At 69.9% G+C, this 19,170-nt stretch carries 20 protein-coding genes; 13 read left to right on the plus strand and 7 right to left on the minus strand.

Annotation, left to right across the window (positions count from 1 at the left end):
* Positions 1–36 precede the first annotated feature (36 nt).
* Positions 37–606 (minus strand): type VII secretion system-associated protein, encoded by a 570-nt coding sequence (locus tag ABD289_RS04865; protein WP_344126952.1) that lies wholly within the window; start codon positions 604–606, stop codon positions 37–39.
* A 207-nt stretch (positions 607–813) separates the two neighbouring features.
* On the opposite strand from ABD289_RS04865, the gene ABD289_RS04870 reads away from it, so the two are divergent.
* From ABD289_RS04870 to purM, 6 genes are all read left to right on the plus strand, one after another.
* Complete coding sequence (locus ABD289_RS04870) at positions 814–1,224, plus strand: PRC-barrel domain-containing protein (RefSeq protein WP_344126954.1); 411 nt, start codon at positions 814–816, stop codon at positions 1,222–1,224.
* Positions 1,225–1,501: 277 nt separating this feature from the next.
* The gene (locus ABD289_RS04875) at positions 1,502–2,677 is read left to right on the plus strand and encodes a S8 family peptidase (RefSeq protein ID WP_344126956.1); all 1,176 of its coding nucleotides are present in this window, start codon (positions 1,502–1,504) and stop codon (positions 2,675–2,677) included.
* 251 nt (positions 2,678–2,928) lie between these two features.
* Positions 2,929–3,714: a DNA-binding response regulator gene (locus ABD289_RS04880; protein ID WP_344126958.1), complete on the plus strand. Its 786-nt coding sequence runs from the start codon at positions 2,929–2,931 to the stop codon at positions 3,712–3,714.
* Positions 3,715–4,091: 377 nt separating this feature from the next.
* On the plus strand, positions 4,092–4,466 hold the full coding sequence (locus tag ABD289_RS04885; protein ID WP_344126960.1) for a sterol carrier family protein: 375 nt from the start codon (positions 4,092–4,094) through the stop codon (positions 4,464–4,466).
* 183 nt (positions 4,467–4,649) lie between these two features.
* Positions 4,650–6,212: an amidophosphoribosyltransferase gene (gene purF / locus ABD289_RS04890; RefSeq protein WP_425564570.1), complete on the plus strand. Its 1,563-nt coding sequence runs from the start codon at positions 4,650–4,652 to the stop codon at positions 6,210–6,212.
* A gap of 50 nt (positions 6,213–6,262) precedes the next feature.
* Positions 6,263–7,387, plus strand: a complete 1,125-nt coding sequence (gene purM, locus ABD289_RS04895; protein WP_344126962.1) for a phosphoribosylformylglycinamidine cyclo-ligase — start codon at positions 6,263–6,265, stop codon at positions 7,385–7,387.
* A 486-nt stretch (positions 7,388–7,873) separates the two neighbouring features.
* Here the strand turns inward: purM and ABD289_RS04900 are convergent, their stop codons facing one another.
* Complete coding sequence (locus ABD289_RS04900; RefSeq protein ID WP_344127167.1) at positions 7,874–8,062, minus strand: DUF3073 domain-containing protein; 189 nt, start codon at positions 8,060–8,062, stop codon at positions 7,874–7,876.
* A gap of 396 nt (positions 8,063–8,458) precedes the next feature.
* On the opposite strand from ABD289_RS04900, the gene ABD289_RS04905 reads away from it, so the two are divergent.
* The 6 genes from ABD289_RS04905 (at position 8,459) to ABD289_RS04930 (ending at position 13,964) form a co-directional block, all read left to right on the plus strand.
* Positions 8,459–9,631: a helix-turn-helix domain-containing protein gene (locus ABD289_RS04905; RefSeq protein WP_344126964.1), complete on the plus strand. Its 1,173-nt coding sequence runs from the start codon at positions 8,459–8,461 to the stop codon at positions 9,629–9,631.
* 692 nt (positions 9,632–10,323) lie between these two features.
* Positions 10,324–10,644, plus strand: coding sequence for a hypothetical protein (locus ABD289_RS04910; protein ID WP_344126966.1), 321 nt, complete (start codon positions 10,324–10,326; stop codon positions 10,642–10,644).
* A 15-nt stretch (positions 10,645–10,659) separates the two neighbouring features.
* Positions 10,660–11,616 carry an ATP-grasp ribosomal peptide maturase gene (gene tgmB / locus ABD289_RS04915; RefSeq protein WP_344126968.1) on the plus strand — a complete coding sequence of 319 codons (957 nt, stop codon included), beginning with the start codon at positions 10,660–10,662 and terminating at the stop codon, positions 11,614–11,616.
* Positions 11,613–12,731, plus strand: a complete 1,119-nt coding sequence (locus tag ABD289_RS04920; protein WP_344126970.1) for a methyltransferase domain-containing protein — start codon at positions 11,613–11,615, stop codon at positions 12,729–12,731. Before tgmB ends, ABD289_RS04920 begins: the two co-directional genes overlap by 4 nt.
* Before the next feature lie 191 nt (positions 12,732–12,922).
* Positions 12,923–13,801 (plus strand): DUF8083 family protein, encoded by an 879-nt coding sequence (locus ABD289_RS04925; RefSeq protein ID WP_344126972.1) that lies wholly within the window; start codon positions 12,923–12,925, stop codon positions 13,799–13,801.
* Positions 13,802–13,811: 10 nt separating this feature from the next.
* On the plus strand, positions 13,812–13,964 hold the full coding sequence (locus ABD289_RS04930; RefSeq protein ID WP_344126974.1) for a hypothetical protein: 153 nt from the start codon (positions 13,812–13,814) through the stop codon (positions 13,962–13,964).
* Positions 13,965–13,996: 32 nt separating this feature from the next.
* Here ABD289_RS04930 and ABD289_RS04935 read toward each other — a convergent pair whose 3' ends face one another.
* The 5 genes from ABD289_RS04935 to ABD289_RS04955 form a co-directional block, all read right to left on the minus strand.
* Positions 13,997–14,806 (minus strand): methyltransferase domain-containing protein, encoded by an 810-nt coding sequence (locus ABD289_RS04935; protein ID WP_344126976.1) that lies wholly within the window; start codon positions 14,804–14,806, stop codon positions 13,997–13,999.
* Between the two features lie 115 nt (positions 14,807–14,921).
* Positions 14,922–15,851, minus strand: coding sequence for an asparaginase (locus ABD289_RS04940; protein ID WP_344126978.1), 930 nt, complete (start codon positions 15,849–15,851; stop codon positions 14,922–14,924).
* Positions 15,848–16,408 (minus strand): RsiG family protein, encoded by a 561-nt coding sequence (locus ABD289_RS04945; protein ID WP_344126980.1) that lies wholly within the window; start codon positions 16,406–16,408, stop codon positions 15,848–15,850. The genes ABD289_RS04940 and ABD289_RS04945 overlap by 4 nt, the downstream gene beginning before the upstream one ends.
* A 158-nt stretch (positions 16,409–16,566) precedes the next feature.
* On the minus strand, positions 16,567–17,709 hold the full coding sequence (gene ygfZ / locus ABD289_RS04950) for a CAF17-like 4Fe-4S cluster assembly/insertion protein YgfZ (protein ID WP_344126982.1): 1,143 nt from the start codon (positions 17,707–17,709) through the stop codon (positions 16,567–16,569).
* Between the two features lie 27 nt (positions 17,710–17,736).
* Positions 17,737–18,159 carry a Fur family transcriptional regulator gene (locus ABD289_RS04955; protein WP_425564562.1) on the minus strand — a complete coding sequence of 141 codons (423 nt, stop codon included), beginning with the start codon at positions 18,157–18,159 and terminating at the stop codon, positions 17,737–17,739.
* A gap of 158 nt (positions 18,160–18,317) precedes the next feature.
* On the opposite strand from ABD289_RS04955, the gene ABD289_RS04960 reads away from it, so the two are divergent.
* On the plus strand, positions 18,318–19,166 hold the full coding sequence (locus ABD289_RS04960; RefSeq protein ID WP_344126984.1) for an aminodeoxychorismate lyase: 849 nt from the start codon (positions 18,318–18,320) through the stop codon (positions 19,164–19,166).
* Positions 19,167–19,170: the final 4 nt, after the last annotated feature.

Raw genomic sequence — 19,170 nt, forward strand, 5'->3', positions numbered from 1 at the left:
TTAGGCAAAACTGTCAGCCTGCGAAGGCTGGAGCGATCAGCCGCGTTCTTGCCCGGCTTGGGTGAGCACCGCGTTCGGGATCACCGCCTGGATCGCCTCGTGCAGGTTCAGGCCCAGGTCCAGGCCGCCGAGCACATCGGGCAGCCAGCTGCCCGGCACGCGCCGGAAGCCGGGCCAGTCCTCCGGCACCCGCTGCTCCGAGGTGCACGCGGGCACGAGCGTGGTGCCGTCGGACATCTCCGCGGAGTAGACCATCCGGTCGTCCTCCTCCGGGGCGTAGAGCAGCACCTCGGCGCCCAGCACCGCGGTCGGCAGATCGTCCTCCTGGCGCTGCCCTGCCGCGATCTCGACCAGCACGCGTTCCAGATCGTTCGTCGGCTCGAGGGGGTTGGCCGACATCTCCGAAGGCACGTACTGATCGTTGAACTGGAAGTCCTCGTCGATCTCGCCCTCGGCGTCGATGCGGTACGCGCCCACGACGCCCTCCGGCGGGACATCTCCGTCCTCGGCCGCGTAGCCGGGATCGGCGATGTAGAGCCAGCTGTTCGGGTTCTGCTTGGCGTGCTCGCGCATCTGCTCGGTGATCGGCGGGTTGGACTGTGCCATGCGGTTCGGACTCCGTCTGCTTTCGTCGCGGGTGCCCGGCCGACCGGCCGGGCGCATCGGACGAGGATCCCACGGGGCGCCTTCCGGCCCGAGTGGATGGTGCGAGTGTCGACGGTCACGATGCCGCGCATTCACCCCTTTTCCGAGGTGCCGTTCTCGACCGGTCCGAGGGAGACTGGTGGACGGCCGTCGGGGAGGGGAGCACCGATGATCGGTCAGCGGGAAGCATTGCGAATGTTCGGTTGCGAGGTGTTCGATCCCGCGGGGCATCGCATCGGGATGGTCGGTCAGCTGTTCGTCGACGACGACACGGACCAGCCCGCGTGGATCACCGTCCAAACCGGACTGTTCGGCACCAACGAGAGCTTCGTCCCGCTGGACGGCGCCGCTTTCGACGGGGACACGCTGACCGTGGCGGTGGGCAAGGAAGCGGTGCGCCAAGCGCCGCGCATCGACCTCGAACAGGGCGATCTGCCGCTGGAAGGCGAGCGCTCGCTCTACCGCTACTACGGCATGACGCACGGCGTCGCGGCGATGGATCCCGACGGCGCCGATGAGTCCGAGTACGTCGAATCGGTCCGGCTCCGCCTCCGCCGCTGGGTTGCCGCCACCCGATAGGACGACGCGCTCGTAGGCACTCTCCGTTACTATTCCCGCCCCCTCGCGGGCTGGGAGAGCTGTGCCCGAAGGGTGCGTCCGGGGGCTTGCGCGGATCGCTGTTTTGGCTGCTCATTACCGGTTACTCGGGGGTAATTGGGAACGCGTTCACCCCGATGTCCGATTGGTTGGCGCAAAATCGCCAACGTCGCCCAGAAGAGTGGGCTGACTAGTTACGTTCCGCTCCGGAATCTCCGCTCGGCCCCACCCGAGCGGAACCGCTGAAGGAGGGGAACGCATGAGGAAGCTGCTCTACGGCACCGGGGCAGGGGTCGCCGCAGCCGCGCTCGTGCTCGCCGGAGCTCCCGCCGGCGCGCAACCGCAGCCGGAGCTGGCTCCGCTGGCGATGCACCCGGAGGGTGCGTCCACCGCGGGCACTCAGGACGTCTACATCGTCAACCTCAAGGACGGCATCGCCCCCAAGGGCATCGCCAAGGAGCTGGGCGTGCAGGCCCGGCACACCTACAGCGCCTCGATCAACGGCTTCTCCGCGAAGCTGAACCAGGACCAGCTGGAAACGGTCCGCGAGAGCGACAAGGTCGAGAACGTCTCGCAGAGCTACCACGTCGAGGTCGAGCCGGGAGCCAAGCCCTCGGCCGCCGGTTCGTGGGGCCTGGACCGGCTGGACCAGCCGTCCCTGCCGCTGGACGACAACTACGCCCCCGCGGGCACCGGTGAGGGCGTGACCGCCTACATCATCGACACCGGCATCGACCCGAGCCACCCGGACTTCGGCGGTCGCGCCGAGGTCGGCTTCGACGCCACCGGTGGCGACGGCATCGACAAGCACGGCCACGGCACCCACGTCGCGGGCACCATCGGTTCGAATACCTACGGCGTCGCCAAGGGCGCGAACCTGGTTGGCGTGCGAGTCCTGGACGACCAGGGCAGCGGCACCACCGAGCAGGTCGTCGGTGGCATCGACTGGGTCGCGCAGAACCACCAGGGCCCGTCGGTGGCCAACATGTCGCTGGGCGGCCCGAAGGACCCGGCGATCGATGAGGCCGCGACCAGCCTGGTCGACAGCGGCGTCTTCCTGTCCGTCGCCGCGGGCAACGAGGGTCAGGACGCGGCCAACGTCTCCCCGGCCAGCGCCGAGGGCGTGTTCACCACCGCTGCGTCCGACCAGAACGACGGCTCCGCTTCGTTCACCAACTTCGGCGAGACCGTCGAGGGCTACGCCCCCGGCGTGGACATCGTCTCCACCGTTCCCGGTGGCGGCTCCGAGGCGATGAGCGGCACCTCGATGGCCAGCCCGCACGTGGCCGGTGTCGGCGCGCTCTACCTCGCGGCCAACCAGGGCGCGGCCCCGGCCGACGTGATCTCCGCGCTGCAGGGGCAGGCGGCGACCGACGTCGTCACCAACGCTCCGCAGGGCACCATCGCCGACCTGCTGCAGATCGGCGATCTGTGATCGGTTGAGCGGGAATCGCGATCGCGGGCCCTTCCCGGCTTTGGGGAGGGCCCGCGACGCTTCTGATCAGTTCGCAAGGGGGGCGGCCTGAATCGGCTGAACGAGCGTATTCGTGGGTTCGCGGGTTCCCATCCTGCGAAAGTCGGTTCCTGCGATCGATTCAGGTGGATACGTTGCCAGCAGCAGGGGAGTCCCGTGTCCGCGGAACCGCCGCGGTTCCGCCAGGGCACATCGAGGAGGGATGTGCCGTGATGCCCGGATACACCGAGGAGCTGACCCAGTCCGCTCCGGAGGTCCCCGAACCGGGGGAATCACCGGCGGAGTCGGTCGGCCAACGAGCGGTGCAGGCGCAGGTCGCCTCCGTCGCGCGCGCAGCGCGGGCGGGCAACGGCGGGGTGCTGCAGGTCGTGCACGGCACCAAGCGGGTGGGCTGGGCCGCCTACGAACTGCAGGCGAGCGCCACGCACCTGGTGCAGGGCGTGGCCAAACCGCCCTACGTGCAGACCGGAACGCTGGACTCCCTGGAGTCGCGCAAGCTCGCCGAGGGCGTGCGCTACCAGGTCCTCTACGACCGGTCGGCGTTGGCCAGGTCGCCGCAGCTGGACATCACCACCAAGCTCGTCGCGATGGGCGAGCAGGCCAGGGTGATCCACGTGGCGCCGACGAAGCTGATCATGGTGGACAACGAGATCGCGCTGCTGCCGCTGACGGTCACCGAGACCTCGGTGGAGAGCGCCGTGGTCGTGCGCAGCTCGGCGATGCTGGCCGCGATCGCGCGCATCTTCGAGGACCTGTGGCGCTACGCCGCTCCGTTCACCGCCGACGAGGACCTCGAGGGCAACGAGCTGGGGCCGACCGAGGAGGAGCGGTGGATACTCTCGCTGCTCGCTTCCGGGGCCACCGACGACACCATCGGCCGTCTGATGGGCTTCAGCGCCCGCACCGCTCATCGGCGGGTCCGCGAACTCATCTCCCGCCTCGGCGTGGAGACCCGCTTCCAGGCGGGCATGCAAGCGGTCAAGCTCGGCTGGTTGTGAATCGATTCGGACGCCGCTCTGACAGTTTTGCCTGAGGGGATTTCCAGTGCCGTGCGCGTGGCGGTGCCGGGAGCGGAACCTGACCCGCCGTGTGGCTGCGGGATCCGCTCCTCGAGCAGCCAACCTACGCGGCGTCGCGGCGGTCCTCGCCACACGACGCGTCAGAACCCGCGGCGGCGCAGGCCGAGTCCCACACCTGATACAGCGGCTGCTGCCGTATGCTGCAATGAAGCTGTGAGGCTCCGGCGCTCGAGGTCGTGGCTGCTCGAGTCGCGGATCCCGCAGCCCGGCGGCGTCCGAGGTTCCGCCACCGGCACCGCCGCGCGCACCGCAAACCGAAGCTCCGCTGGCGAAACTGTCAGACGTACGCTCTGGGCATGGCTCGTCGTGGGGTTGATCCCGGTGAGGTGCGGGAGGCCGTGCTGGCCGTGCGGGGGTGGCTCGAGGGTGGCGCCGAGCCCTCTCGGGCCGAGAAGGCCGCTGCGGTGCGGTCGAGCCTCCGGACGTTGGAGCAGGTGGCGCCCGGCAGCAGCGTCGAGGTGCGGGTGCCGCCGTTCGCGGCCGTGCAGTGCGTCGAAGGGCCTCGGCACACCCGGGGAACGCCACCGAACGTGGTCGAGACGGATCCGCGGACCTGGCTGCTGCTGGCCACCGGTGAGCTCTCCTGGGCCGACGCGACCGCCACCGGCGCCCTGACCGCATCCGGCGCCCGCGCCGACGTGTCGCCCTGGCTTCCGCTGGTCAGATTCTGAGCGCGGATGTGTTTCTCGGCACGTGCCGCGGGGGATACTGGGCGTGATGAGATGGCCGACACGCAGCGGGCGTGGGGTCGTGAGGTTTCGACCGTCTTACACTGAGGTGTAACTCCGGTTCCGTCCTCCAAGGAGTTCTCGGTGCACACCGACCGGCCGGCTGACCCCGGCACGACCACGGACCTGCCCTTCCCCACTATCGGCACATCCGCTGAGGCCCTCGAACGCGATGTTCCCCGCGAGGAATGCGGCGTGTTCGGCGTGTGGGCTCCCGGCGAAGAGGTCGCCAAGCTCGCCTTCTACGGCCTCTACGCGCTTCAGCACCGCGGCCAGGAAGCGGCCGGCATCGCCGTCGGCGACAGCTCCCAGGTCGTGGTCTACAAGGATCTGGGCCTGGTCAACCAGGTATTCAGCGAGCAGACGCTGGCCTCGTTGCACGGGCACGTCGCCATCGGGCACTGCCGCTACTCGACCACCGGCGGTGGGACCTGGGAGAACGCCCAGCCGACCTTCCGCACGAACAACGTCGGCCGCGGCCTCGCCGTCGGGCACAACGGCAACCTGGTCAACACCGCCGAGCTGTCCGAGCGGGTGGACGCGGAGAAGGGCGATCTCGCCAACGCCTCCACCCCGGCGGGCGGCTGCGACCGGGCCACCAACGATTCCGACCTGGTCACCGCGCTGCTGGCTGCCAGGTCCGCGGACAAGAGCGTGGAACAGGCCGCGATGGAGCTCTTCCCGACCGTGCGCGGCGGGTTCTCCATGGTCTTCTGCGACGAGGAGACGCTCTACGCGGTGCGCGACCCGCAGGGCGTGCGTCCGCTGGTGCTCGGCCGGCTGGAGCGCGGCTGGGTGATCGCCAGCGAGACCGCCGGGCTGGACATCGTGGGCGCGAGCTTCGTCCGCGAGGTCGAACCCGGTGAACTGCTCGCCATCGACGCCAGCGGGTTGCGCTCCCAGTCGTTCGCCAGCCCGAAGCCCAAGGGCTGCGTGTTCGAGTACGTCTACCTGGCGCGCCCGGACACCACGATCTCCGGCCGCTCGGTGAACAGCACGCGCACCGAGATCGGCCGCCGGCTCGCGAAGGAGCACCCGGTCGACGCCGATCTGGTCATCCCGGTTCCGGAGTCCGGTACCCCGGCCGCGATCGGCTACGCGCAGGCCTCCGGCATCCCGTACGGCAACGGTCTGGTCAAGAACTCCTACGTGGGCCGCACCTTCATCCAGCCCTCGCAGACCATCCGCCAGCTGGGCATCCGGCTCAAGCTCAACCCGCTGCGCGAGGTCATCCGGGGCAAGCGCCTGGTCGTGGTCGACGACTCGATCGTGCGCGGCAACACCCAGCGCGCGCTGGTGCGCATGCTGCGGGAGGCGGGCGCGGTCGAGGTGCACGTGCGCATCGCCTCGCCGCCGGTGAAGTGGCCGTGCTTCTACGGCATCGACTTCGCCTCCCGCGCGGAACTGGTCGCCAACGGCCTGGACATGGACGGGGTGCGTCGTTCGATCGGCGCGGACAGCCTCGGCCACGTGTCGCTGGACGGCCTGATCGCCGCCACCGAGCAGCCGGGTTCCCGGCTGTGCGCGGCCTGCTTCGACGGCGAGTACCCCATCCCGCTGCCCGAGGAAGAGCAGCTGGGCAAATACCTGCTGGAAGGCGTCGACGGCACCGAACGCGGCGTGTCCGGTCCCGCCGAGCCCGTGCTTCCCAGCGGTTATGGTGCGGCGGACGCGTTGCAGCGGCCTTGAGGGGCCATCCGTCGGCGGCGTCGCCCGGCGAAACCGATCAATAGCATGAGATGTGGAGCCCAGTCGTGTCCGAAGACCTGCTCTCAGGGTCTGAGCAAGACGAGACCCCGAAGGCCACCTACGCCGAAGCGGGAGTGAGCATCGAGGCGGGTGACGAAGCGGTCGACAAGATCCGCCCGTGGGCCGAACGCGCGACCCGGCCGGAGGTGCTCGGCTCCCTCGGCGGTTTCGCCGGGTTGTTCCAGCTGAAGCTGGATCGCTGGAAGGAGCCGGTGCTGGCTTCCTCCACCGACGGCGTCGGCACCAAGCTCGCCGTCGCGCAGGCGATGGACAAGCACGACACCGTCGGCATCGACCTGGTCGCCATGGTCGTCGACGATCTCGTGGTCGCCGGCGCCGAGCCGATGTTCCTGCAGGACTACATCGCCGTCGGCAAGGTCGTCCCGGAACGGGTCGCCGACCTGGTCAAGGGGATCTCCGAAGGCTGCGTGCAGGCCGGCTGCGCGCTGCTGGGCGGTGAGACCGCCGAACACCCCGGCATGATGGCGCCGGGCGAGTACGACATCTCCGCCACCGGCGTGGGTGTCGTCGAAGCCGACGGGATGCTCGGCCCGGACAAGGTCCGCGCCGGTGACGTGGTGATCGCCATGGGCGCCTCCGGTCTGCACTCCAACGGCTATTCGCTGGCCCGTCACGTGCTGCTGGACATCGCCCGGATGCCCCTCGACGGCCACGTCGAGGAGTTCGGCAGGACCCTCGGCGAGGAGCTGCTCGAGCCGACGCGCGTCTACGCCAAGGACTGCCTGGCGCTGGCCGCCGAGACCGAGGTGCGGACCTTCGCGCACGTCACCGGCGGCGGGCTGGCGCAGAACCTGGCTCGGGTGCTGCCCGCCGGTCTCATGGCCGAGCTGGACCGCGGCACCTGGACGCCGGACCCGGTGTTCCGGATGATCGCCCAGCGCGGCAGGGTCGATCCCGCCGAGATGGAGCAGACCTTCAACATGGGCATCGGCATGGTCGCCGTGGTGACCGCGGAGGACGTGGACCGCGCCCTGGCAGTGCTGACCGCGCGGCACGTGCCCGCGTGGGTGCTCGGTGAGGTCACCAAGCAGTCCGGCGAGGAGACCGGTGAGGACGAGCGCGTCGTGCTGCGGGGCGACCACCCCCGGTTCTGAGCGCGTGATCGACACGATCGAGTGATCGGGGGCGGGAATCATCCCCGCCCCCGGTTCGTTGTTCGGGGTGCCGGCGTCGTGCGCGTGCCCCCGGGCTCCAACTATCGCCTGCTGGGAATACCGTTCGGCTGGAGCCCAGCAGCGCCATCCGCCGAGAGGCGGCCCGCACGCGCCGGCCTTTATCGTCCCGTCCCGTGATTCGCGGGGCCGGCCAGCGGGAACTGAGATCTCGTCGCCGGCTCCGCGCCGGGCCGCGAGAACCCGCGTGGGTTCGATCGCTTGGGTTCGTTCCGCGACCGGTCAGCACCTCGCCGCTTCAGCTGCGCGGCTTCGGATGTGCGAACAGACACGAGTGGCGTTGCCGGTTGGCAACGCCACTCGTGTCATGCTCTGGCCGCTCACGCACCGGGTGAACGAACGACTCGTGACGCACCTCGCCATCGAGCGAACAGCGTTGAAAACCGCCGCTCTCCGTGGAGGTGTGGGTCAGCGTCGACCGTAGTCGTAGTCGTCGTACCCGTCGTCGTACGAGTCATCGCGGTCCTCGCTGGACCACTCGCCGGACTCCGAGGACGACAGCTCGCGCTGTAGTGCCTCGATGTCCATGTCCGGGGAACTGTACTTAAGCTCGCGGGCCACCTTCGTCTGCTTGGCCTTAGCCCGGCCGCGCCCCATGGCTCGACCCCCTCGCACAGGGTGTGCGGGGCGGACAGGGGAAAGTCGGCCCCGCATGATCTCGACAACGTTTCCTGTAACTACCGTACCGTGCCGAGGCGGTTGAACGCGACGTGGTGCCCGGAGTTGGACGTCGTGTCTTGGGTGACGTGGCACTCGTACCGCCGGAGCAGGGGTCGAGGCGCGTCCGCGATCAACGGTTTCCGGTACCACGAGGTCTGCCGCCCGGACCCGAACCCACCAAAGTCCGAGAGCAGACCTGGCCACCGGGAGGACCTGACAATCCTGTCCGGGCCTCGCGGTGTCTCGGTAGCCTGATCTCGCCTCCCGCCGGAGGAAGTGCCCCTCGGGCAGCCTGGGGCCTCGGCGGGAGAGCGGCGGGGAAGGTGCACACCGATGTCCGACTTCGGGCGCGTGCTGCGAGAACTGCGCACGCAACGCGGATGGACGCAGGCCGACCTCGCCCAACGCGCGCACGTCGGGCAGCCAGCCCTCAGCAAGTACGAATCCGGCCGCAACCAGCCCAGTCCGGAGGTCGTAGACGTGCTCGCCGACGTTCTGGGAGACCAACTGCGCATCGCCGCGACCACGCTCCCCGCTCCTGGCGGTGGGGCAGCTGACGAACTCGCCGCGATCGAACTCGCCCGCCGCGTCGAAGCCTCCGACGTCGGAAGCGCCACCCTCGTCCAGCTGGAGGAGGGCTTCGACCGGATGGCCATCGCTTACCCCTCCGCCGCGCCCGTCGAACTGCTCCCGCACGTCACCGGCTACCTGGGGTACGTCTCCGATCTCCTCGATGGCCCCAATCTGTCGCTGTCGGTGCACCGCAGGTTGGTCGCGGCCGGGGCCTGGTGCTCGCTGCTGGCCGCCACCCTTCACATCGACGTCGGCCAGAACACGGCTGCCACAGCCCGTCTCGACACTGCTGCGTCCCTCGCTCGAGAAGTCGGCCACGAAGAGGTCCGGGCGTGGGTTGCCGAAACCGAGGCGTGGCGGCAGCTCACCGCTGGGAACCTCCATCGCGCCCACGACCTCACCAAATCAGCCCGCGCCATCGCCCCGGCGGGCTCCTCGATCGAGGTCCAGGCCGCTGCGCAGCAGGGGCGCGTCCTGGCACGCCTCGGCGACGCGGAGGGCACCTACCGCGCCGTCGAAGCGGTGAACTCCCTGGCAGCCGACCTGCCGGTGCTCGACGCTGACGAGCGCGAGCACCACTACCGCTACGACGGAACGAAGCGCAACGCCTACACCGCCACCACCCTGTCCTGGCTCGGCGACCCCGCAGGAGCCGGCCACGCCGAGAACGTCATCGAGCAGCTGCGACCCCAGGCCGGGAAACCGGGCCGCTGGCCCCGGCGCCTGGCCAGCGCCTACCTGGACCTCGCGCTCGTGCAGGTCAAAACCGGCGACGTGTCGGCGGCGGCCGAAGCAGCGTTGACCGCGATGCGCACCGGCAGCGTGGTTCCCTCCAACCACTGGCGCGCCGCCGAGGTCGTGCGCGCCGTCACCGGGCGAGGAATGCCCCAAGCGCGTGAACTCCGCGAGGCATACCGGAATATGACCAGCTGAGAGCCGTATGCGCGATGCGCATACGAAGCGGGGAGATTCCCGTCCCGCGCATATCGATGCGCGAACCGTGGGTGTTCGAACACGTTAAGCGCATGCCCAGATCGATTCCGGTTCGTGCTGGTGACGGACTCCAGCCCGGAGGGACGTGGACCAGCCCGGACGGGCGCGTGCACATCCGCAACGCTGGAACTTTACGCACCTACTGCGGCCAGCAAGTCGGGGCTTGCGGAACCCGGCCCGCTGCGGGCTGCGATGCCTGCGTGACGGCCAGCATCAGCGACTACGCCGGCACCCTCGCGCAGCGCTGGAGCCTCCCCCGAGGGGGTGCGCTATGAGCGCGCCGACCACCACAGCAACGGAGTGCGCCGAGGTCTGGACCGCCCACGACGGGCAGGTTCACGAGCGGTCGCCGGAGGCGCCAGCTCGAACCCTCTGCGGCCTCAACGCGGGCACCTCGAACCGCGTGGTTTCCGCACGGGCCTGCCAGGACTGCGTCGCTGCCCGCCTGGAATCCGAAGGCTACTGAGACCGCCTCGCCTGGTGCGGAGAGGCCGAATCCCTCCACGGCCTGACCCCGGCCTCGCATCAGGCGAGGCATCCACCCCGTACATCGACCGGATTGGAGGTGCCGCACAACCGACACCGCCCAGCACGCTCACGACAACGGTTCGACCAGGTGAGGAGACCTGTAGATGACCGCGATGGTCGACAACGACACGTTCACCCGCGACCCGCTGGCCCCGTACTCCGGCCAATTCCCGCTGTCCCGCACGAACGCCACCGGTGGCAACACCGACAGCCCATCGGCGCCGGGCGTGCGCCCGTGGAATCTGCGGCACACGGAGCCGGTGCGCAGGCAGCTGGGGAACCGCCCCACCGGAACCTTTGATCCGCACCTCCAGTACTCGCTGGACGCCAGCGGCGCCCCGCTGGTCGCCGCGGACCCCACCGCCCACTCGGTCTCCGACCAGGACGGCGACGAGGGCGCCAACGAGGACTGGATCAACGACTAACCAGGAGAAACGACGATGTCGATTCTGATGCTGGCCGCCGAGGACGATCACACCGCTGATGCGATGGTGCGAGCGCTGACCGACCGGGAGGTGGTCGTGCACCGGATCGACACCGCCTGGTTCCCGCGCCAGCTCCGCCTTGAGGCGGAGCTGACGCGGGGCCGGTGGACCGGCACCCTAGCCATCCCGCACCGCACCGTCGAGCTTGGCAGCGTCTCGGCGATCTGGTACCGGTCGCCGGCCGCGTACCGGTTCCCGGAGGCCATGACCGAAACCGAACGCCACCACGCCGCCATCGAGGCCAAGTACGGGCTCGGCGGGGTTCTGGCGTCGTTGCCGGTGCTGTGGGTGAACCACCCCTCGCGGATGGCCGATGCCGCCTACAAGCCCGCCCAACTCGCACTGGCCGCCGCCTGCGGTCTGGACGTGCCGGACACGGTCGTGACCAACACCGAACGCGCCGTGCGCTCCTTCGCCACCGGCGGGCCGACCGTCACGAAGCTGATGGGCATGGGCTCGCTGGTAGAGGACGGGGTGCGACGGTCGATGACCACCCAGCCCCTGACCGCCGAGGACCTGGACGACCTTCGGGGCGTCGAGCACACCACGCACCTGTTCCAGCGATGGGCGCCGAAGAGCTTCGAGGCCAGGGTGATCGTTGTCGGGCACCGGTTGAACGCCTTCGGTATCTACGCGGGCAGCGATGCCGGACACATCGACTGGCGCGCTGACTACCCCACCAACCGGTACGAGGAGATCGAACTCCCCGCCGACGTCGCCACCGGAATCCGCGACCTGATGAAACGGCTCGATCTGGCCTACGGCGCCCTGGACTTCGTGATCGGCCCGGATGGGAAGTGGACGTTCCTGGAGATCAACCCGGCCGGTCAATACGGCTGGCTGCAACACCACACCGGTGTCGATATCACCGGACAACTCGCCGACCTGCTACTGACTGGGGAGACGCCGTGAGGGACTGGAACCGCGACGTGAACCGGCTCGCTGATGAGCTCATCGCCGCCGGGAAGCTGCACTCGCCAGCGTGGATCAAGGCGTTCACGCAAGTACCGCGCCACGTGTTCGTCCCTCACTTCTGGCTCCAGGATCCGGACGGCTGGCGGCAGGTCGATGCAAGCACCGATGAGGGCTGGGAAGCCATCTACTCGAACAAGGGCCTGTTCACTGCGCTCGACGACAACAAGCTCGGCATTTCGTCATCGTCGATGCCGGGGCTGATGACGCGGATGCTGGAAATCCTCGACGTCCAGGCAGGACACCGAGTTCTGGAGGTGGGAACCGGTACCGGATACAACGCCGCGTTGTTGTCGGCCTACCTCGGCGACAGCAACGTCTACAGCGTAGACATCGAGTTCGTCGAAGCCGCCGCCAACCGCCTGGCATCGCTGGGGATGCAGCCCACCCTGGACACCCGAGATGGGCGCGAGGGCTTCGCTGAAGCAGCGCCGTTCGACCGGATCATGGCGACCTGCGCTGTCTCGACGATCCCGGCCGAGTGGATCTCCCAGCTGGCTCCAGGCGGGATGATCCTCGCTGACCTGAAGGTCAACCGGGGTGCGGGCAACCTGGTGCTGCTGCACCGAACCGGCCCGGAGTCCGCCGAGGGCAGGTTCGTGCCCGGCTGGGCGGAATTCATGTCCATGCGCACCGAGAACACCACAGCACCCACCGCGCGGTCCGGGCGCGACGACGACAAGCTGCACCACACAACCACCCGCATCACCGGCCAGCCGTGGGGCCACACCGTCCCGTGGTTCATGGCATCGTTCGAGCTACCCGCTGGTGTGCAGGTCGGCCTGCGGATTCGCGAGGGCTACACCTGGTGGACCATCACCACCCCCGACGGCTCCCGCGCCGAGGTCTGCGAAACCGGCACCGGCAACCAACGCGACGTCATCCAATCCGGCCCCTGCAGGCTCTGGGAGCCCATCGAAAACGCCTTCGCCGAGTGGGAGAACGCGGGCAGCCCGGACTGGCCCCGGTTCGGGCTCACCGTCGAATCAGGAGCACACACCGTGTGTCTGGATGACCCGACCGGCACCCACAGCTGGAAGCGGGCCATCTCCTGACAGGCACCGGCTTGGACGAGTGACGCTCAGCTCGATCAACTCGGCGAACTCAGTGTCAGGAACCCACCCACACCTTCCCTCGGTCGCCGCCGGCATTTCGGAATAGCGCACGTGGATGTCGAGCATCGCGCTCCCGGGAGTGCGCGAGTCGGGCGTTCCCGCGGGTCGTCCCGCATGACACCATGCTCGCTGTGCCAGAGTCCTTCGTCGCCTATCTGCGCGTGTACGAGCCCCTGTCGTCGTTCGAGCAGCCGCTGCGGGACGAGCTAGCGGCCGCGCTGGAGAAGGGTCCGGTGGACCCCTTCGACGCGGGGAGCTGGGAGCAGGACCAGTGGCTGCGCAGCCAGCTCGCCGCGCCGCCCCGGTTGCTCCCCGGCGAGACCGCCGAGGGCAAGGGGCAGCGGACCAGCGGTGTCCTCGAGCTCGATCCCGAGGACGTGCCCACCGGCCCGGCCGCCTCCGTCGGCCCCGGTCCGCTCGTGTGTCCGATGGACGTGCGCGGTCGCGCCGCCGCCGCGCTGGTCGGGTTCCTGGGCGACTCGGACGTCCCGCTGCGGATGGCGGCGCTGCAGGTGTCCGCCGAGACCGCCAAGAACCAGGCGAACAAGGTGGTCACCGAGCTGTCCGACAGCGCGGTGCACGTGCTCTCGGCGACCTGGACGGTGCCGCTGCCCTGGTTCGTCGTGGTCGACCCGGAGGAGCGCTGCGTGTTCTCCGAGCCGGGACGCCGGCGGGTGTGCTGGCGGGCGGCGATGGCCGACGCCCGGCGCCGGGTGGCGCGCGCGCACGCGGTCTCCCAGCAGTCCATCGGTGACGACGGGCCGACCAAGATCCTGCACGAGACCGGCCGGTGGCTGGAGCGGTTCCACCCGCACAGCGCCGTCGAGCTCGATTACGGCGGGCTGGTGAAGCTGATGAGCGACGCCGACCTCGACGCCGACAGCTCGGCCGAGGACGTGCACGCCATCGTCGACGCGATGGAGGCCGAGGACGGCGAGGAGGTCGCTGAGCTCTACGAGCGCCTCCGCGACTTCTGGGCCGAGTTCGCGGCGCGAGAACGCCACAACTGATCCACTACCGATGGACCGCGGTTTCGGTCGCGCGGCGGTGCGCGTGGCCTCGGACGCTGCCGGGCTCGGGATCCGCGACGTGAGCATGGCTCGATGCGCGGCGCTGCTGCCGTCCTCGCCCGGCGACGTCCGAGACGCCGTGCGAGCTGAGTCCCGCACCTGAGCCGGCGGCCCCGCCGCATCACGAAACATCTCCTAGGCGCGGCAGCGGATCTCGCCGTTGAGCACGGCGAACCAGCCGTCCTCGGCATCCCGCCAGGCATGCCAAGCGATGGCCAGCTCTTCGAGCTCCTCCGGGGTCGTCAGGCCGTAGCCGACGGCCTGCTCGGCGAACGAGGACCTGCGGATCCGATCGGCCCACAGGTTGCCCCACCAGCTCCGCTCCTCGGGCGTGGTGAAGATCCACGCCGAGCCGCTGCAATCCACCTCGGAGAACCCCGCCCGCAGCGCCCAGGACTTGAGCTGCTTGCCGCCGTCCGGGAAGGCCCGGTTCTCCTGCGCCACGGCCCGGTACAGCTCCAGCCACCGGTCCAGCCCGGGGTTGTCCGGCGACCACCGCATCCCGCCGTAGTCGGCGTCGCGCGCGGCCACCACGCCACCGGGCAGGCACACCCGGCGCATCTCGCGCAGCGCCCGCACCGGGTCGGTGAGGTGCTGCAGCACCTGGTGCGCGTGCACGACGTCGAACGAGTCGTCGGCGCAGGGCAGCCGGTAGACATCCGCCTCGGCGAACTCGGCGTTGTCCAGGCCTCGTTCGGCGCTGGCCGCGCGGGAGATCTCCAGCGGTGCGCTCGAGTTGTCCACGCCGAGCACGCGGCCGGGGGCGACGAGCTCGGCGAAGTCCAGCGTGATCGTGCCCGGTCCGCAGCCGATGTCCAGCAGCGTCGTACCGGGGGCGAGGTCGTCGAGCAGGTAGGCAGCGGAGTTCCGCGCGGTCCGCCAGGTGTGCGACCGGAGCACGCTCTCGTGGTGTCCGTGGGTGTAGGTGTCCGACTGCGCGCCCATCTCACGACCTTCCCAGAATGTGGAAAATCCGTATCAGGATATGAGCGTACTCAGCGGAACGGTCGTTGAGAAGGCAGCACCGCGCCGACCGGGCGGCGCGGGGGGAAGTGGCGGCTCAGGACTCCAGGGCGCCCGGCAGCAGCCGCACCGAGCCGACCGGCTCACCGCCGCCGTAGACCGGGAGCTCGGCCAGGTCGTCGAGATCCCCGGAGGCCCCGAGGTGCCGCAGCACGCCCACGGCCACCGGCAGCCGGGCCCGGTCGGCCCCATCGGAGATCTTGATCGCGGCCGCCCGGCCGTCGGGCAGCGCGAAGGCGAAGACGCCCTCGGCGCCGATCTTGGACACCAGGCCGTCCACAGCGGGCATCAGCCGGGCGTCCTCCCGGCCGGTGCCGGACACCAGCCACGGGTGCGCCCGCATCGCCTCTGCCACCGGCCGGTGCGCGCCGACCAGGTTCTGGAACACCCTGGCCAGCCCGGTCAGCGAGACGGCGAACAGCGGAGCCCCGCAGCCGTCCACCGCGGTGTTGGCGATCGGTTCGCCGGCCATCTCGGCCACCGTGGAAGCGATCGTCCGCTGCAGCGGGTGCGAGATCGCCAGGTAGTCCGAAGTGGACCAACCGTTGCGCGCGCAGGCGGCCAGCATTCCGGCGTGCTTGCCCGAGCAGTTCATCGTGACGCGCAGCTTGGCGTCCCGGGCGTCCCGCGCCGCCTCGTTCATCGGCCAGTCCGGTGGGCACCGCAGGTCGGCGGTGCTCAGCTCGAACCGCTCCAGCAGGGCGCGCACGGCGGCCACGTGCCCCTCCTCGCCGCTGTGCGAGGCCGTGGCCAGCGCCAGGTCCTCGGCGGGGAGCTCCAGGCCCGCGCGCAGCATGCCCGCCGACTGCGCGGGTTTGAGCGCCGAGCGCGGGTACATCGGGGAATCGACGTCGCCCAGCGCGAGCCGCGTCGAGCCGTCGGGGTCGAGCACCACCACGTCGCCGTGGTGCATCCCCTCCCGGAGGCCGCTTCGGACGATCTCCACGAGGGGTACCGGATGGGTCACTGCTTGTCCCGCTCCTCCGCCAGCAACTGGTCCACCGATGCCGCACCTTCCCGGTAGCGACGCGCGATCTCGGCGTTAAGCCGGTCGACCACCTGCTGCACCTCGCGGCGGCGGCCGGAGACCGAGTCCTCCTCGGCCGTGTAGGCGCTCAACGCCCGATCGAGTTTCTCATCGGACAGCGACATCACGTCCGACAGGTCCACGTCGGACACCAGTGCTTCCACGTGCCTGCGGTGCGCTTCGGCCCGGGAGGGTTCGGTGGTCTGGTACCGGCCGGAACCGTTTGCCGGGCCCACCGCGTTGTCGCTCAGGATGGCGACCAGCTGCTCGACCACCGTCGCCGACCCGTTCTCCCCGCGGCGGCGCTGCTCGGCGCGCACGATGTCGATCCGCGCGTGCAGCACCCGGCGCAGGTAGGACAGGTCGGTCTCCTCCTGGGCGGCCTCGTCCCGCAGGTCGCGCACCTCATCCAGCGCGCGCCCCTCGATTTCGCTGGCGTACTCCGGGGACAGGACCCTGTCGATGCGGCGCCGTCCACCCGGGCGGACTTCGATCACGTGGCCATCCTCCGGCAATTTGGTCGAGCTAGCCAACATTTCGGGTGATGTCGTTACGACACTGGTGCGACGCAAGCCCCAAAATCGGGGTTCCCAATGTCCCCGATCGGGCGACGGTCGTGCCCCAATGAATACCCGCTGTGTCAACCGAGGGTGATTCACCGCCCGCGCAGCCGGTCCGCGGCCACTCGGCCGGGCGGTTCGCCACTGTCCGGCGGTACCGAATCGGGGTCGACCGCGGCGGCGACGGAGCGCTCCTCCTCCGGGTCGCCCGCCATCAGCTCGGCGTCCAGCGGTGCGGAGCGCTTGAGCAGCGCGAGCGCGATGGGCCCCAGCTCGTGGTGATGCACCACGCTGCCCACGCGACCGACCCTGCGCTCGCCGTGCAGCACCGGGTCGCCGTCCTCCGGGGTCACCTCGACCGAACCGTCCAGGTGCAGCAGGATCATGCGACGCGGCGGCTTGCCCACGTTGTGCACCTTCGAGACCGTCTCCTGGCCCCGGTAGCAGCCCTTGGCCACGTGCGCGGCGGTGTGCACCCAGCCGAGCTCGGCCGGGATCGCGCGGTCGTCGGTGTCCATCCCGACGCGCGGGCGCAGCGCCTCGACCCGCAGCGACTCGTAGGCCAGCGTGCCGGACGGGCGGATGCCCGCGTCGGTGAGCTTGAGCCACCAGTCGACCAGCGACTCGCGGGGAACGAGCAGGTCGTAGGTCTGCAACGAGCGGAACGGGACGTTGCGCACGAACCCGCCACCCGGCAACCCGCTGACCGCGTACGGCGCGGAGGGCACCTCGGTGAACCCGGCCAGGATGCCTGCCGCGTCCGGCCCGATCGCCGTCAGCACCGCGAACTCGGGGGTCGCCTCGCGCGGTTCGACCTTGGACCAGAAGCGCATCGCCTCGAGGTACTCGAACAGCGTCTGCTTGCCGTCCACCCCGATGGTGGGCAGCGCGCTGGTCGCGTGCGCCCCGCGATCGGTGTCGAGGTAGACCACCTCGTCGTGGTGGGCGACCATCATGTGGCAGTCCACCCGGCCGTGCGTGTCCAGCACCAGGGCCTCGGTGCCCTGCCCGTCGGGCAGCTCGGTGAGGTGCTGGGAGAGCACGAGATGCAGCCAGCTCAGCCGCTCCTCGCCCGGCACGGCGATGACCTCGCGATGCGAGCGGTCCACCAGCACCGCGCTGCGCGCCGCGGAACGCTGCTCCGCGAACGGGTCGCCGAAATGCCATGGCACGCCGACGTCCACCGCGTCCTCCGGCGCGGGTACCGCACCCGGTAGGTCGAGCAGGGGTGAACTCATTCGACGCTCCTTGATTTCGTGTCGCGTTCAGTCGGCCTCGCGGCAGTTCCGGCAGGTGCCGGACAGCGCGAGGTGCGTGGGGTCCAGCTCGAAGCCGCGTTCGGACATCAGCAGCTCGGCAAGGTCGTCGAGCAGTTCGATGGCCACCTCGTCGATGCGCCCGCAGCGGTGGCAGGCCAGGTGCACGTGCTCGTGCTCCTCGGCGGAGTAGGTCGGCGCGCCGTGGCCGAGATGGGTGTGCCGCACCAGGCCGAGCTGCTCCAGCAGGTCCAGCGCCCGGTAGACGGTCGTGATGTTGACCGTGGCTGCCGTGCCCTGCACCTTCTTGCAGATCTCCTCGGGGGTTGCGTGCCCCAGCTCGCGCACCGCGTCGAGTACCAGCTGGCGCTGTGGCGTCATGCGCATACCGCGTTCGTGCAAGGTGCTGCGCAGCGATCCCTGGTCGCTCAATGCCGGCTCCCATGCTCCACGCTCAACGACACTTCGATCGTAACTCCGCCGGGGTGGTGCCCGGCCCGGCGCGTTCGCCGGGCGCGGCTGCCGTTCGCCGCGCGAACTTCCCCGGGGCTCTCCGGTGATCAGCGCGGTGGAGGTTCTAGGCTTCCGGCATGCGTGTACTTGCGACTCTGGACGGAAACGTCGTCGATCATCGCTCCCCGCTGTTCCGGGCCGATGACCTCGGTGTGCTGCGGGGCGACGGGATCTTCGAAACGATCCTGGTCGTGTCGCGGCAGCCGCGCGAGTTGGGGCCGCACCTGGATCGGCTGGAGCGCTCGGCGCGGTTGATGCAGCTGCCGTTGCCGGAGCGCGCGAGCTGGGAGCGCGGGGCGCAGGCCGTGATCGACGCCTGGCCGTGGGACGAGCACCCCGAGATGGGGCTGAAGCTGGTGTGCACCCGCGGCATCGACGAGGGCGACGGCACGCCCAGCGCCTTCGCGATGGGCCAGGAGGTCGGCGCCGAGACCCGCCGCAAGCGCGACGAGGGCGTCCAGGTCGTCACGCTGGATCGCGGGGTCTCCACCGATCTGATGGACCGCGCGCCGTGGCTGCTGCTGTCGGCCAAGACGCTGTCCTACGCGGTGAACATGGCCGCGCTGCGCGAGGCCGAGAGCCGGGGCGCCGACGACGTCATCTTCACCTCAAGCGAGAGCACGGTGCTCGAGGGACCGACCTCGACGGTCGTGCTCGCCCAGGGCCGCAAGCTGCTGACCACGCCGCCCAGCTCCGGAATCCTGCAGGGCACCACGCAGGGAGCGCTGTTCCGCGCGGCCGAGCAGGCGGGCTGGAGCACCGAGGTGGTCGACTTCCCCACCTCGGCGCTGTTCGAGTCCGACGGCGTGTGGCTGGCCTCCAGCATTCGCCGGATCACCCGGGTGCACGACATCGACGGCACCGCGATCAAGGTCGACGAGGCGCTGAACGACGAGATCGTCGGGCTCTACGAGTCGAACTACTGATCCG

This window comes from Saccharopolyspora halophila (genome assembly GCF_039531955.1).
In the GTDB taxonomy this organism is placed as follows: Bacteria; Actinomycetota; Actinomycetes; order Mycobacteriales; family Pseudonocardiaceae; genus Saccharopolyspora; species Saccharopolyspora halophila.

Coding starts and splice junctions, on each gene's coding strand:
- ABD289_RS04935 (WP_344126976.1), bottom strand. CDS start 14,806: ATGGGCGCGCAGTCGGACACCTACACCCACGGACACCACGAGAGCGTG.
- ABD289_RS04910 (WP_344126966.1), top strand. CDS start 10,324: ATGACCGCGATGGTCGACAACGACACGTTCACCCGCGACCCGCTGGCC.
- tgmB (WP_344126968.1), top strand. CDS start 10,660: ATGTCGATTCTGATGCTGGCCGCCGAGGACGATCACACCGCTGATGCG.
- purM (WP_344126962.1), top strand. CDS start 6,263: ATGTGGAGCCCAGTCGTGTCCGAAGACCTGCTCTCAGGGTCTGAGCAA.
- ABD289_RS04900 (WP_344127167.1), bottom strand. CDS start 8,062: ATGGGGCGCGGCCGGGCTAAGGCCAAGCAGACGAAGGTGGCCCGCGAG.
- ABD289_RS04875 (WP_344126956.1), top strand. CDS start 1,502: ATGAGGAAGCTGCTCTACGGCACCGGGGCAGGGGTCGCCGCAGCCGCG.
- ygfZ (WP_344126982.1), bottom strand. CDS start 17,709: ATGAGTTCACCCCTGCTCGACCTACCGGGTGCGGTACCCGCGCCGGAG.
- ABD289_RS04870 (WP_344126954.1), top strand. CDS start 814: ATGATCGGTCAGCGGGAAGCATTGCGAATGTTCGGTTGCGAGGTGTTC.
- ABD289_RS04885 (WP_344126960.1), top strand. CDS start 4,092: ATGGCTCGTCGTGGGGTTGATCCCGGTGAGGTGCGGGAGGCCGTGCTG.
- ABD289_RS04930 (WP_344126974.1), top strand. CDS start 13,812: ATGGACCGCGGTTTCGGTCGCGCGGCGGTGCGCGTGGCCTCGGACGCT.
- ABD289_RS04865 (WP_344126952.1), bottom strand. CDS start 606: ATGGCACAGTCCAACCCGCCGATCACCGAGCAGATGCGCGAGCACGCC.
- ABD289_RS04880 (WP_344126958.1), top strand. CDS start 2,929: ATGCCCGGATACACCGAGGAGCTGACCCAGTCCGCTCCGGAGGTCCCC.
- ABD289_RS04905 (WP_344126964.1), top strand. CDS start 8,459: ATGTCCGACTTCGGGCGCGTGCTGCGAGAACTGCGCACGCAACGCGGA.
- ABD289_RS04960 (WP_344126984.1), top strand. CDS start 18,318: ATGCGTGTACTTGCGACTCTGGACGGAAACGTCGTCGATCATCGCTCC.